This is a genomic window from Streptomyces sp. NBC_01166 (assembly GCF_045039765.1).
In the GTDB taxonomy this organism is placed as follows: Bacteria; Actinomycetota; Actinomycetes; order Streptomycetales; family Streptomycetaceae; genus Streptomyces.
Genome location: NZ_CP108613.1, coordinates 1,909,819 through 1,922,178 on the forward strand (window position 1 = coordinate 1,909,819; position 12,360 = coordinate 1,922,178).

Here is a 12,360-nt window from a genome sequence, read left to right on the forward strand (position 1 = left end):
GGTCAGTTCTCGGTCTTGGGGAGGCCGGGCGGGTTGATCTCCGACTTCTCGACGGCCTCGTCGGTCAGGCCCCAGCGCTTCAGCACCTTCGCGTACGAGCCGTCCTGGATGATGTGGTCGATCGCGGCGCCGTACGCCTCGACCAGGCCGCTGCCCTTCTTCGTGGTGGCGGCGATCTTCCCCTGGACGGCGTCGCCCCCGCCCGAGAGCGTGCCGACGACCTCCGACTGGCCGGCCGACGCGACGTGGTAGTTGGCCGAGGGGCTCGGACCGAAGTAGGCGTCGATACGGCCCGACTGGAGGGCGATGTAGTAATCGGTGGTGTTCTGGAAGTACTTGATCTCCACCGGCTTCCGGCCGGCCTTGACGTTCTCCTCGTCCCACTCGACGAGGATCTTCTCCTGGTTGGTGCCGGAGGCGACGGCGATGGTCTTCCCCGCCACGTCGGCGGGGCCGTTGACCTTCCAGCCGGATCCCTTCTTCGCTTCGAAGGCGATGTTGTCGAGCCGGTAGGTGGCGAAGTCGTACTTCTCCTTGCGCTCCTCGGTCACGGTGACGTTGGAGAGGACCGCGTCGAACTTGGAGCTGTCGAGGCCGACGAAGAGGTTCTCCCAGGAGACCTGCTCGAACACCGGCTTGAGTCCGAGCGTGTCGGCGACCAGGGTCGCCAGGTCGATCTCGACGCCGATCCGGGTCTTGTCGTCGGTCGCGTAGAAGCCGAGTGGCGGCGTGCTGTCGGCGCTGCCGCCGATCCGCAGCGTGCCGCGTTCGCGGATCGCGGCCGGCACCTCGGCCGCGACGGCGTCCACCTTCTTGCCTCTGATCCGGTTCTGGTCGGGGCCGATGTTGACACCGGTGTCCTTCTGCCCCTTGGCGCCGATCACGTCCTCGACGGCGTCGCTGCCGCCGCACGCGGTGAGCAGGCCGGCGGCGGTGAGCGTGGCGAGGACTGCGGTGAGGGTGCGGCGGACGGACACGTGATGGCTCCTGGGTTGCGGGAACGGCTGCGGGGACGGGTCTGGGGACATGGGTCAGAGGACCTTGGAGAGGAAGGCGCGGGTGCGCTCCTGCACCGGACGGTCGAGTACGTCTGCTGGCGGGCCTTGTTCGACGATCCGTCCCTCGTCCATGAAGACGACGGTGTCGGCGACCTCGCGGGCGAAACCGATCTCGTGCGTGACGACGATCATCGTGGTGCCCCCGTGGGCCAGGTCCTTGATGACGTCGAGGACCTCACCGACGAGCTCGGGATCCAGCGCCGAGGTCGGCTCGTCGAAGAGCAGCAGTCTCGGTTCCAGGGCGAGGGCGCGGGCGATCGCGACGCGCTGCTGCTGGCCGCCGGAGAGCTGCTTGGGGTAGGCGCCGGCCTTGTCGGCGAGCCCGACCCGTGCCAGGAGCTTCTCGGCCGCCGCGACGGCGTCCTTGCGCGGACGGCCGAGCGCGGCGATGGGGGCCTCGATGACGTTGTCGAGAACGGTGAGGTGCGGGAAGAGGTTGAAGTTCTGGAAGACGAAGCCGATCTTGGTGCGCTGCCGCAGGACCTCGCGCTCGCGCAGCTCGTACAGCTTGTCGCCGGACCTCCGGTAGCCGACGAGGGTGCCGTCGACGCTGATCCAGCCCTGGTCGACCTTCTCCAGGTGGTTGATGGTCCGCAGCAGGGTGGACTTCCCCGACCCCGAGGGGCCGAGGACGACGGTCACCTCGCCCGCGCGTACGGACAGGTCTATGCCGCGGAGCACCTCGAGCGGGCCGAAGCTCTTGTGGACGGACCGGATCTCGACCATGGGGCCGGATCCGGTGGATTCTTCTGTGGGTGTGCTCATCGCACGGCCCCCTTGGCGTAGTGACGTTCGACGTAGTGCTGGAGGACGGAAAGCAGGGTGGTCAGGAGGATGTACCAGGCCGTCGCGACCATGAGCAGGGGAACCACCCGGCCGTTGCGGCCGTAGACGACCTGGACCTGGTAGAAGAGTTCGCCGATCGCCATCACGGAGACGATCGAGGTGCCCTTGAAGAGCGAGATGATCTCGTTGGCGGCGTTCGGCAGGATGGAGCGCATCGCCTGCGGCAGCACGATGCGCCGCAGCTGCCGCAGCCGTGGGATCCCGAGCGCGGCGGCGGCTTCCAACTGACCGCCGTCCACGGCCAGTACGCCGCCACGGACGATCTCCGCCGCGTACGCCGCCTGGTGCAGGGCGAGCCCGAGGACGGCGGCGCTCATCGCGCCGACGAGGTTCATCGTGTCGAAGGAGACGAACCCGGGCCCGAAGGGGATGCCGAATTCGAGTTCCTTGTAGAGGTACGCCAGGTTGAACCAGAACAGCAGTTGGACGATGAGCGGGATCGAGCGGAACGCCCAGATGTAGGCGTACGAGACCCCTCTGAGGAAGGGGCTGTCGGACAGCCGCATGAAGGCCAGGACGATGCCGAGCGCGAAGCCGGTCACCGTGCCGTAGAAGGTCAGCTGGATAGTGACCCAGACGGCGTGCAGGATGGCTTCGGCGGTGATGAACCGGGCGAAGACGTCCCATTCCCAGCCGGGATTGGTGACCAGCCCGTTCAGGAACTGGGCGAGCAGCACGGCCGTGGCGGCGACGGCCACCCAGCGCCACGGGTGGCGCAGGGGCACGACCTTCAGGGCCGCGTAGTCGTGGTCGCGGACGGCCGCTTCCTCGCCGGGGTCCGTCCGGGCCTCCGGGTCGACGGTCGGATCGCTGGTCAGCGACATGGTGTGGGTTCCTTCTGCGACAGGATGCGAAAGAGGGGGCCGTGCTCACGCGGTGAGGCGGTCCCGACAGGAGAGGTCGCGCAGGAACGCCAGGGCCGTGCGGGCGGTGGCGTCGTTCTGCCGGAAGGCCGGGCCGCCGGTGCGCGGCCGGGTGAAGGCGCCGCCGCCGCGCGCGGTGGTGTAGGGGCCGAGGGCGAAGCGGCGCGGGTGCGGGCCGCCGTCGCGCTCCAGGACCCGGTTGTCGGCGGGGTCCACGGAGAGCAGCCCCGTGTCGGTGCCGGCCGCCCCGTCCTCGTACAGCGCGCTCAGCAGCGGGCTGCGGGTCCTGCGCAGCGAGGGATCGGGCAACCGGGCCTCGACCAGCGCGCGGGCCTCCGTGTACGCGCCGGGCACGGTGGCGCTGCGGGCGCGGAAGACGCCCTGTTCCTCGTCGGTCTCGACGGTCATGCCGGCGCCGAGGAAGCGGACGACCCCGGCCTTCGAGAGGGCGAGGAGCTGGCGCAGCCGGGGCCCGGGGGGCCCTGAGGCGAGGTAGCTGAAGAAGCCGTGCCACCGCTGGCCGATGTCGCCGGCTCCGACCAGCTGCCCGTACACGGAGAGCAGTCCGAGGAACACGGCGAGGTCGGAGCTGTGCGCGGGGTCGTGGCGGCGTTCGAGATCGGCGACGACGTAGGCGCGCAGCCCCTCCTGCAGTGAGTCGTACGTGGCGTGGCGCACCCCGTCGAGCGGGTGGTCGAGGGCGTCGAGGTCGAGTCTGTCGGCCGGGTCGGGGACGGCCGAGGCGACGAGCGCGGCGAGCTCGGGGCTGCCGGGCTCGGCGACGGCGTACTTCTCCTCGAAGTCGCCCAGGTCCACGGTGGTGCGCTCGGGATGGGCCGTGAAGAGCCGGTGGTAGTGGGCGTGGCCCAGCTCCTTGGTGATCAGCGGCCACAGGTCACGCCGGTAGTCCACGGGGCCGGGCCTGCTCAGGATCTCCTCCATCTGGGCGCCGCCGAAGTGGCGGGGCAGGGGCGGCCGTTCGCCGTCCCAGGTGTAGCCGATCTTGGAGTGGTACGGGACGCCCCGCCGTGACCCGACGTACAGGACGGGCTCCCTGCCGGAGGGGACGTAGACCCCGTCCTCGTACCGTCCGCCGCGCCCCTCGGTGAGCAGCACCATCAGGTCGATGAAGGCGAGTCCGAAGCCGCGTACGAGGACGGTCTCGCCCGCCGGCACTGCGGACAGGTCGGTGTCGGCGGTGAAGTCGGGCGGCAGGTGGACCAGCCCGTGGCGGCCGGCGAAGGCGGCCAGCTCCTGCTGTTCCGCGTCCGGTTCGGCGTCGAGGTGGCCGACGGCGAGGACGACGAGGTCGGCGACGAGCGGCTCGGCGCGCCCCTCGATCCGGACGCGCTGCCGGCCGTCGCGGGGCCCGGAGACGCGCAGGGCGCGGCCGGTGTGTTCGTGGAGCCGGACTCCGGGCGGGAGCGCGGCGACGGCCTGTCCGTACACCCAGCGCAGATAGGCGCTCTGCAGCCGCCGGCTGGGGAAGCCCTGGCCGCCGAGACCGCGGATCTCCTCCAGGACCCCGGGGTCGGCGGAGATCACGGTCCGTCCCTCGCGGACGTCCGCGGCCCAGGTGTGCAGGGCGGGGCCGGGGCTCACCGGGCCGTCCAGCTGGACGGTGTCGTCGGTGAACATGGTGACGTCCTCGGCCATGGAGTTCATCCAGAGCAGCGGGGACTGGTCCTGCCGCCAGATCCGGCCACCGCCCGGCGGGTAGGGGTCGACGAGGTGGATGTCCAGGGCTCGGTCGCCGTACAGCTCGGCGGCGTTGGCGGCTATGCGTTCGATGACGCCGGTGCCACGCGGTCCGCCGCCTATGACGACGAGCGTCGGGGTGTCGCTCACCGGACGCCCGCCGTGCCGCGTGCGTAGTGGCGTTCGACGTAGTACTGGCCGACGGAGAGCAGCGAGGTGATCACCGCGTACCAGAGGGTGGCGACCAGCAGCAGCGGAATGACCTCGTAGGTGCGGTGGTAGACGAGCTGCACGGAGTAGAGCAGGTCCTGCACGGCGATGATGCTGACGATCGAGGTGCCCTTCAACGTCCCGATCAGCATGTTCCCGGCGGGCGGCACGATGGAGCGCATGGCCTGCGGCAGCACGATCCGCCGGAACCGGCGCCAGGGCCCGAGACCGAGCGACTGGGCCGCCTCCAGCTGTCCGCGCTCGACGGACAGGATGCCGCCGCGCACCACCTCGGCGGCGTACGCGGCCTCGTGGAGCGTGAGGCCGATGACGGCTACGGCGATGGGGCTCAGCAGGTTGACCGTGTCGACGCCGAGGATCTGCGGATAGAGGGCGCCGATGTTGAACCAGAAGAGCAGCTGGACGAGGATCGGTGTCGACCTGAACAGCCAGATGTAGCCCCAGCTCACCGCCTGGAGAACGGGGTTGCCGGAGAGCCTGAACACGGCGAGCAGGGTGCCGAGGGCGAAGCCGAGCACCATGACGAGGCCGGTGAGCCACAGGGTGAGACCGAGGCCGCGCAGCACGGAGTCGGTCGTGAGGTACGCGCCCACGACGTCCCACTGGAAGGCGTCGTTGCGCACGACCGAGACCAGGACCGCACCGAGGAGGAGCAGGACGGCAACGGCCGCCGCCCACTGGCCGGTTCGGCGTACGGGGACGATGCGAGGGGTGTTCTTCCCGACGCGCTCGTCCGGCGGGACGGGTAGTGACGGGGTGGGGATTTCTGTCTGCGCGGACATGCGAAGGCTCCGTGGATGCAGAGATCGAACACGGGGCGTGCCTTCAGCGCGAAACACAACGTGGACCGGGCCCCTCAGCGCCGGTCCGCTTCCGAGAAAAGCGCCACCCGGTGCCGTTGTCAAGCTTGTCCACAGTGTGAGCCGTACGTCTCAGTTCAGTTGACGCGCCACCGGATGCCTGTTCCACTTGGGCCATGTATTCGCAGCAGTGGCTGGTCACCCGCTCCCACATCGACTTCGGTCGTGTGTGGTCCTGTTCCTGTTGAGCTGACCCCCTGCGTCTCCTTTTCTCCCGCTCGCGCCTTTGCCGGCGCCGGAGCGGATCCCCCTGCGTTCCTTCGCGTACACGACGTGGCTCGACCCTCCCCTCGTACAGCTGATCTCCCGCCCCGACGCTCCGTGCTGCCCCGGCCCCGGAGCGGGGTCGACGAATCCGGAGAAACTCCGTCATGCCCCGAACCAGGCAGACCGCTGCCTTCACACTGATCACCGTGGCCGCACTCGCACTCAGCGCCTGCGGGTCGGGCGACCCCACCGCCTCTCCGGCCGGCGCGGGTTCCTCGGCCAAGGGCAGGATCCCGACGACCGACGTGGTCTCGTCGGTGAAGAAGAACGAGGACGCGGCGAAGCTGCTGCCAGGGAAGGTGCGCGCCGCGGGCACGCTCTCCATCGCGACCGCCACGGGAGCCCCTCCCGGCGCCTTCTACCTGGAGGACGGGAAGACGCTCGCCGGGGCCGACATCGACTTCGCGGACGCGGCGGCCAAGGCGCTGGGGCTGAAGCTGAAGCGTGAGGTCGCCTCCTTCGAGGCGATCCTGCCGGCCCTGGGCAGTGGCAAGTACGACCTGGGCACGGGCAACTTCGGGGTGACGGACGAGCGCAGGAGGACGATCGACTTCGTCACCTACATCAACGACGGGCAGGGCTTCGCCGTCCGTGACGACAGCGACCTGAAGAAGGTCACCGACCTCACGCAGCTCTGCGGCCTGACCGTCGGCACCGGCGCGGGCACGACCTTCGAGGCGACCCTGGAGGAGAACAAGCACCTGTGCGCCGACGCGGGAAAGAAGCCGTACGAGGTCAAGACGTACTCCGATCCGTCCGCCGTCTGGATCTCGCTCCAGCAGGGCCGCAGCGATGTCGTGATGAACACGATCAACGGGCTGCGCTACGGCGTGACCCAGCTGGACGGGCTGCGCTTCCTCAACGAGTTCAAACGGCTCGACGTCGGCTTCGCCTTCAAGAAGGGCACTCCGCTGGCACCGGCCTTCCAGGCAGCGGTCAACGGCCTCGAGGCCGACGGGACCTACGACCGCATCCTGAAGAAGTGGGGCACCACCGGATCGGCGATCCGGACGTCGCGGATCTCGCCGCCCGAGATCAGGTGACGCCGCCGGGTGCTGACGGGTGACTGCCCGTCAGCAGTCGCACCCGCAGTCGCAGCCCTCACAGCAGCTGCAGCAGTTGCCGCAGCAGTTGCAGCCCTCCCCGCAGCCCTCGCACCAGTCGCAGCAGTCGGCCTTGTGGCAGAGCCCTTCGCGCTCCTGGCCGCTCCACGGGTCGTTGAAGCTGCTTGCACAGCACATCTGACAGGTGCAGGCGAGCCCCGCCCAGACCAGGCAGCCGGCTATCAGGCCGCGCCGGTTGCGGGGCGGCTCGGGCGGGAGCGGCGGGCCAGGAGGACCGTACGGGCCCCCCGGGGTCGGTGCGTACGGGTTGCCGGGCGGCGGGCCGTAGGCGCCCGAAGGCTGCCCGCCTGCCTGGTGGGAGCACGCCCCGGGTCCGAAGGCCCGGTCCACGGAGCGCCGCAGTTCGTGCACCAGGAGCACGTGCGCCAGCGTGCCGTGGGTGAATTCCGCGTCCCGCATCGCCAGGCGCACGCCGTGGAGCGCGTCGTCGCAGAGGCGGCGGGCCTCGGTGAGCGGTGTGCCGGTCGCGGTGAGCGGGTTCCAGGCACCCGACGCGGCGTCAGCCTCCCGGTCCTCGACGGCATCCAGCAGATGGGCGAGCCGTCCGAAGAGCCGTCCCGCCTCGGCGAGCGGCTCCGCGTTCTGCGGCTTGCCCGCGAGTACGGCGGTGTGCGCGAAGGCCGCGGCCGTCGCCGTCTCGGTGGGCTCGGTGACGGTCAGCAGCGGGGTGCCGGGGCCGGCGAGGGACTCGATGCCGGTCTGCCGGTCGACCGCGTCGACCAGGACCGCGGTGTCGAAGCCGAGCTCGGCCCCGGTGCGCGCACCGGCCCTGTCCCAGCCAGCCGCGACCCGGCGTGCGGCGGCGGCCACCGGGCGCCGCTTCAACAGACCGTCGCGGTCGGCCACATGGTCGCGCACCTTCGCGGAGGCCAGCACGAGCGACACGGCGGCGGCGAGCCTGGCCCCCTCCCCGCGGGCGACCGGAGCCGTCCGCATGGAGCGCAGGGGGCAGGGGCCGGCGGTGCGCCGCTGTCCGGCGGAGCGTTCGGACTGAGCCTCCGTCAGGACCGAGACGATCAGGCCGTCATAGTTCGTGACGACCCGGGCGAACTGCCCGTGGTCCGCGCGAAGAGCGAGACAGAGGCCGCAGAGATGAGCCATCCACTCGGTCTTGAGTCCCTCGGACAGCCGATGGGTACATGGCCTCACGATTCCGAACACGACGATCCCCCGGGAGCCGTTCACCTGACGAGCCGCGCTCATGCGCCTGCGCGGGGTGCATCGTATCGAGCCGTCCGTTCACCCGTACGCGCCCCATCTCACCCGTACGGACGGGTGCATCATATTTTCCTTCCGCAAGCCCCCCTTTGCGGTACGAACCCTGACGAATCGCCACATGTTCTGCACCAGTAGCGTCACGAATCGCCTGCGCGGCGACTATCCCCTTGGCGCTGTATCCGCATCATGGACGACCATAGGGATAGGAAAGAGATACGGAACCAACGAACCGCGGTGAGAGGAGGCGTCCATGGGATCGGTGCGCAAGGCAAGCGCCTGGCTGGGCCTCGTGGAGGACAACGACGAGCGGTACTACGACGACGAGTACTCCGAGGATGCTGAGACCGGCACGAATCAGCCATGGGTGACCGACCCGCGCGTGCGGGTCGCCTCCGAGAAAGCCGAGGACAAGGGCCGCCGGATCGCCACCGTCACCCCGGACAGCTTCCGGGACGCGCGCGCCATCGGCGAGCTCTTCCGGGACGGTGTGCCGGTGATCGTCAACCTCACCGCGATGGACCCCGGCGACGCCAAGCGCGTCGTGGACTTCGCCGCGGGACTCATCTTCGGCCTCCACGGTTCGATCGACCGCGTGGCGACCCGGGTCTTCCTGCTGTCCCCCGCCCACACCCAGGTGGTCAACGGCGAAGCCGTCGGCCGGCCCGCCGACGGCTTCTTCAACCAGAGCTGAGCGGGGCGCTCGCCGGAGAGCCCTACCGGAAAGCGTCCAGGCCGGTGAGCGCCTTGCCCAGCACCAGCTGGTGCATCTCCACGGTGCCCTCGTAGGTGAGCACCGACTCCAGGTTCGTCGCGTGCCGCATCACGGGGTATTCCAGCGAGATCCCGTTGGCGCCGAGAATCGTGCGCGAGGTACGGCAGATCTCGATCGCCTCCCGCACGTTGTTGAGCTTCCCGAAGCTGACCTGCTCGGGTCGGATCCGGCCGGCGTCCATCCGGCGGCCCAGGTGGTGGGCGAGCAGGATGCCCTTGTGGAGCTCCAGGGCCATGTCCGCGAGCTTGGCCTGGGTGAGCTGGAATCCGCCGATGGGCCTGCCGAACTGCTCACGGGACTTCGCGTAGTCGAGCGCCGCCTCGAAACTGGCGCGCGCGGCGCCCATGGCTCCCCAGACGATCCCGTAGCGGGCGTGGCTGAGGCAGCTGAGCGGGCCGCGCAGGCCGGTGGCTCCGGGCAGGACCGCGTCGGCGGGCAGCCGCACGCCGTCCAGCACCAGCTCGCTGGTGACGGAGGCGCGCAGCGACCACTTGTGTTTGATCTCGGGTGCGGAGAAGCCGGGGCTGTCCGTCGGCACGACGAAGCCGCGGATCCCCGAGCCGCCATCCGCCTGATCGGTCTGCGCCCATACGACGGCGACCCCGGCGACCGACCCGTTGGTGATCCACATCTTGCGGCCGGTGAGGATCCAGTCCTCGCCGTCCCGCTCCGCGTACGTCCGCATCCCCGCGGGATCGGAGCCGTGGTCCGGCTCGGTGAGGCCGAAGCACCCGATCGTCTCGCCGGCCGCCATGCCGGGCAGCCACCGCTGCTTCTGCTCCTCGGAGCCGAAGCGGTGGATCGCGTACATGGCGAGCGAACCCTGGACGGAGACCAGGGAGCGGATGCCGGAGTCGGCGGCCTCCAGCTCCAGACAGGCCAGGCCGTACTGGACGGCGCTCGCCCCGGCGCAGCCGTACCCCTGCAGGGACATGCCCAGCGCGCCGAGCGAGCCGAGCTCGCGGGCCAGCTCGCGGATGCCGCGGAGCTCGCCGTTCTCGTACCACTCGGCGATGTGCGGGAGGACCCGGTCGGCGGCCCAGGCGCGCACGGTGTCGCGGATCGCGAGATCCTCGGGGTCGAGGAGGTCGTCGATCCCGAGCGGGTCACCCGGATCGAACGGCCCGCCCTTCGACGGCGCGGACGGCGCAGACGGCTTCGCGGACTCGGTGGTGGACATGAGTGCCTCCGGCGGCTCGCACGGTACAGAAACGCGCCACGGTACTAAAACTAGCAGTGGTAGTTACGGCGCCGTGCCGACGTTACGGCTCAGCGTGCTGATCGTCCAGAGCCCGTGGCCTCGGCGGGTTCCCGCCGGGAGGGAAGGGGGACCCGGCGCGCCGGGGCGTCGGACGCCGCGAGCGGACGGTGCTCGCCGCGCGGTGCGGAGCCGGCCGTTCCGGGCCCCACGGCCTGCTCCGGGAGGGCGGCCTCCCGTTCCCGGCAGGCGCCCTTCACCGGCGGACAGTCCATGACGCGCGGGAGGCGCAGCGCCGCCAGCGCACCCAGCAGCAGGAGGCCCGCGCTGACCAGCAGAGTGACGTGGAGGCCGTCGACGAAGGCGTGCCGGGCCGTGTTCCGCAGCAGGTCACCCATGGGGCCGCCGAGCCGGCCGGCCACCTGGTAGGCCTCACCCAGCGAGTGCGAGGCCGCCGATCCCGCGGCGGCCGGCACTCCCTCCTCGTGGAGCCGGGAGAGCCCGGGCGCGTAGGCCGCGTTCATGACGCTGCCGAGCAGGGCGATGCCCATGCCCGCACCCAGCTGGTAGGAGGTCTCGCCTATCGCGGCCGCGCCGCCCGCCCGCTCGGCGGGGACCTCGCTCAGCATCGACTCGTACGCCCCGAACAGCGTGGACTGCAGCCCGAAACCCAGCAGCACGAAGCCGGCGGTCAGCAGCACGGGCCGGTCGTGCTGGCCCATCAGGGTCAGCAGGAGCACCGAGGCAGCGGTGAGCACGAAGCCCCACCCGACCATCCGGCGGGGACCGACGCGGCTCAGGGTGTACGAACCCGTGGCACCGGCCGCCATCGCGGCGAAGGTCAGCGGGAGCAGCCGCAGACCGGTCTGCAGCGGGCTCAGGTCCAGCACCAGCTGGAGGTACTGCACCGCGATCAGCTCCAGGCCGACCAGGGCCAGCATGGCGAGCACGATGCAGCCGACCGCGGTGGTGAAGGCGGGCCGGGAGAACATCGCGATGTCGATCAGCGGATGCGTACGCCGCTTCTGCCTGCGTACGAAGAGGACGACCAGTGCGGCTCCGGCGAACAGCGGGACCAGGGTGGCGGGGTTCAGCAGTCCTTCACCGCCGCCGATCCGCTTGATCCCGAGGACCACTCCGAGCACCCCGGCCGCCGCCATCAGCGCACCGAGCACGTCCCACGGGCCGTCGTCCACGCCGCGGGACTCGGGCAGCAGCCAGCGGCCGACCGGGAGGATCACCATCATGAGCGGGATGTTGATCAGGAAGACGGAGCCCCACCAGTAGTGCTCGACGAGGAAGCCGCCGATGACCGGCCCGGTCGCGGCTCCGACGGCGGCGACCGCGGTCCACACCCCGATGGCCAGGGCCCGCTCGCGGCGGTCGGGAAAGACCTGGCGGAGTATCGAGAGTGTGGCCGGCATGATCATCGCGCCGCCCACGCCGAGCAGGGCGCGCGCGGCGATCAGTACACCGGGCGAGCCGGCCGTCGCGGCGAGCGCGGAGGCGACGCCGAAGAGCGCGTAACCGAAGAGGAGGACACGCCGTCTGCCGATCCGGTCGCCGAGCGTGCCGAAGAGGATCAGCAGCGAGGCGCAGACCAGCGGGTAGGCGTCCACGATCCACAGCAGGCCGACGGCGCTGGGCCGCAGGTCCTCGGTGACGGCGGGGACGGCGACGTGCAGCACGGTCGCGTCGAGCGCGACGAGCAGGAGACTGAGGCAGAGGACGACCAGGACGACCCAGCGGTTGGCACCGTCGGCTGCTGCGCGCAGCCTGCTCACGGCCGTGGACGTCCCAGTCATGTACGTACCTCCCACAATGAGTCCCTCGCGCTCGGCAGACCTGCTGGGGCCGGCTCACGGCGTCCCCCGGGCCCGGCATCGACGGGCGAGTGAGCCGTCAGCGTACGCGAGTTCCAGGTGGTCACGCGTGGTGCAGCTCATACGTTCACCGGCCACCGGGTGTGGCGTACGCCACTCCGCCTCCCACGTCAGGGGGTCGCCCGGCCCGCCACGCCGGTCCCCCGGTGACGCGTCGGCGCGTCGGCCGGCGGCCCCTCCGAATGGCACGGCGACTCCCCGGCGCGGTCACGCTGCGCCATTCCATCGACACCCAAACATTTCTGCGAATAACGCGCGGAACTAATAGACGACGAGTCGAAACCCATTCCTCGCCGCACCGGGAATAGATGCCTGTCTGAGACAAAGTCCACATCACATCGT

The 12,360-nt window shown here is 70.5% G+C and carries 10 protein-coding genes; 2 read left to right on the plus strand and 8 right to left on the minus strand.

Features of this window, described 5'->3' with window-relative positions; translation table 11 throughout:
* Window positions 1–2: 2 nt before the first annotated feature.
* From OG379_RS08810 to OG379_RS08830, 5 genes are read right to left on the minus strand one after another with little or no spacing between them, the layout of a single operon-like run.
* Window positions 3–977 (minus strand): ABC transporter substrate-binding protein, encoded by a 975-nt coding sequence (locus tag OG379_RS08810; RefSeq protein WP_393757924.1) that lies wholly within the window; start codon window positions 975–977, stop codon window positions 3–5.
* Between the two features lie 54 nt (window positions 978–1,031).
* Complete coding sequence (locus tag OG379_RS08815) at window positions 1,032–1,784, minus strand: amino acid ABC transporter ATP-binding protein (RefSeq protein ID WP_405668447.1); 753 nt, start codon at window positions 1,782–1,784, stop codon at window positions 1,032–1,034.
* 35 nt (window positions 1,785–1,819) lie between these two features.
* Window positions 1,820–2,728 (minus strand): amino acid ABC transporter permease, encoded by a 909-nt coding sequence (locus OG379_RS08820; RefSeq protein ID WP_405660976.1) that lies wholly within the window; start codon window positions 2,726–2,728, stop codon window positions 1,820–1,822.
* Between the two features lie 45 nt (window positions 2,729–2,773).
* Window positions 2,774–4,615 carry an FAD/NAD(P)-binding protein gene (locus OG379_RS08825; RefSeq protein WP_405660978.1) on the minus strand — a complete coding sequence of 614 codons (1,842 nt, stop codon included), beginning with the start codon at window positions 4,613–4,615 and terminating at the stop codon, window positions 2,774–2,776.
* Window positions 4,612–5,478 (minus strand): amino acid ABC transporter permease, encoded by an 867-nt coding sequence (locus tag OG379_RS08830; protein ID WP_405660981.1) that lies wholly within the window; start codon window positions 5,476–5,478, stop codon window positions 4,612–4,614. Before OG379_RS08830 ends, OG379_RS08825 begins: the two co-directional genes overlap by 4 nt.
* A gap of 449 nt (window positions 5,479–5,927) precedes the next feature.
* Here OG379_RS08830 and OG379_RS08835 point away from each other — a divergent pair, with 449 nt between their 5' ends.
* The gene (locus OG379_RS08835; RefSeq protein ID WP_405660983.1) at window positions 5,928–6,866 is read left to right on the plus strand and encodes an ABC transporter substrate-binding protein; all 939 of its coding nucleotides are present in this window, start codon (window positions 5,928–5,930) and stop codon (window positions 6,864–6,866) included.
* Between the two features lie 30 nt (window positions 6,867–6,896).
* On the opposite strand, the gene OG379_RS08840 is transcribed toward OG379_RS08835, so the two are convergent.
* A complete protein-coding gene (locus OG379_RS08840; RefSeq protein ID WP_405668449.1) occupies window positions 6,897–8,108 on the minus strand; it encodes a DUF5685 family protein in 1,212 nt (403 codons plus the stop codon).
* Window positions 8,109–8,415: 307 nt separating this feature from the next.
* On the opposite strand from OG379_RS08840, the gene OG379_RS08845 reads away from it, so the two are divergent.
* Window positions 8,416–8,856 (plus strand): cell division protein SepF, encoded by a 441-nt coding sequence (locus OG379_RS08845; protein WP_405660985.1) that lies wholly within the window; start codon window positions 8,416–8,418, stop codon window positions 8,854–8,856.
* Window positions 8,857–8,878: 22 nt separating this feature from the next.
* On the opposite strand, the gene OG379_RS08850 is transcribed toward OG379_RS08845, so the two are convergent.
* On the minus strand, window positions 8,879–10,117 hold the full coding sequence (locus OG379_RS08850; RefSeq protein WP_405660988.1) for an acyl-CoA dehydrogenase family protein: 1,239 nt from the start codon (window positions 10,115–10,117) through the stop codon (window positions 8,879–8,881).
* 89 nt (window positions 10,118–10,206) lie between these two features.
* Window positions 10,207–11,940: an MFS transporter gene (locus OG379_RS08855; protein WP_405660991.1), complete on the minus strand. Its 1,734-nt coding sequence runs from the start codon at window positions 11,938–11,940 to the stop codon at window positions 10,207–10,209.
* Window positions 11,941–12,360: the final 420 nt, after the last annotated feature.

What these genes read in the sequence shown, in the direction of transcription:
- OG379_RS08855 (WP_405660991.1), bottom strand. Translation starts at nt 11,940, where the DNA reads ATGACTGGGACGTCCACGGCCGTGAGCAGGCTGCGCGCAGCAGCCGAC.
- OG379_RS08835 (WP_405660983.1), top strand. Translation starts at nt 5,928, where the DNA reads ATGCCCCGAACCAGGCAGACCGCTGCCTTCACACTGATCACCGTGGCC.
- OG379_RS08830 (WP_405660981.1), bottom strand. Translation starts at nt 5,478, where the DNA reads ATGTCCGCGCAGACAGAAATCCCCACCCCGTCACTACCCGTCCCGCCG.
- OG379_RS08820 (WP_405660976.1), bottom strand. Translation starts at nt 2,728, where the DNA reads ATGTCGCTGACCAGCGATCCGACCGTCGACCCGGAGGCCCGGACGGAC.
- OG379_RS08815 (WP_405668447.1), bottom strand. Translation starts at nt 1,784, where the DNA reads ATGGTCGAGATCCGGTCCGTCCACAAGAGCTTCGGCCCGCTCGAGGTG.
- OG379_RS08845 (WP_405660985.1), top strand. Translation starts at nt 8,416, where the DNA reads ATGGGATCGGTGCGCAAGGCAAGCGCCTGGCTGGGCCTCGTGGAGGAC.
- OG379_RS08850 (WP_405660988.1), bottom strand. Translation starts at nt 10,117, where the DNA reads ATGTCCACCACCGAGTCCGCGAAGCCGTCTGCGCCGTCCGCGCCGTCG.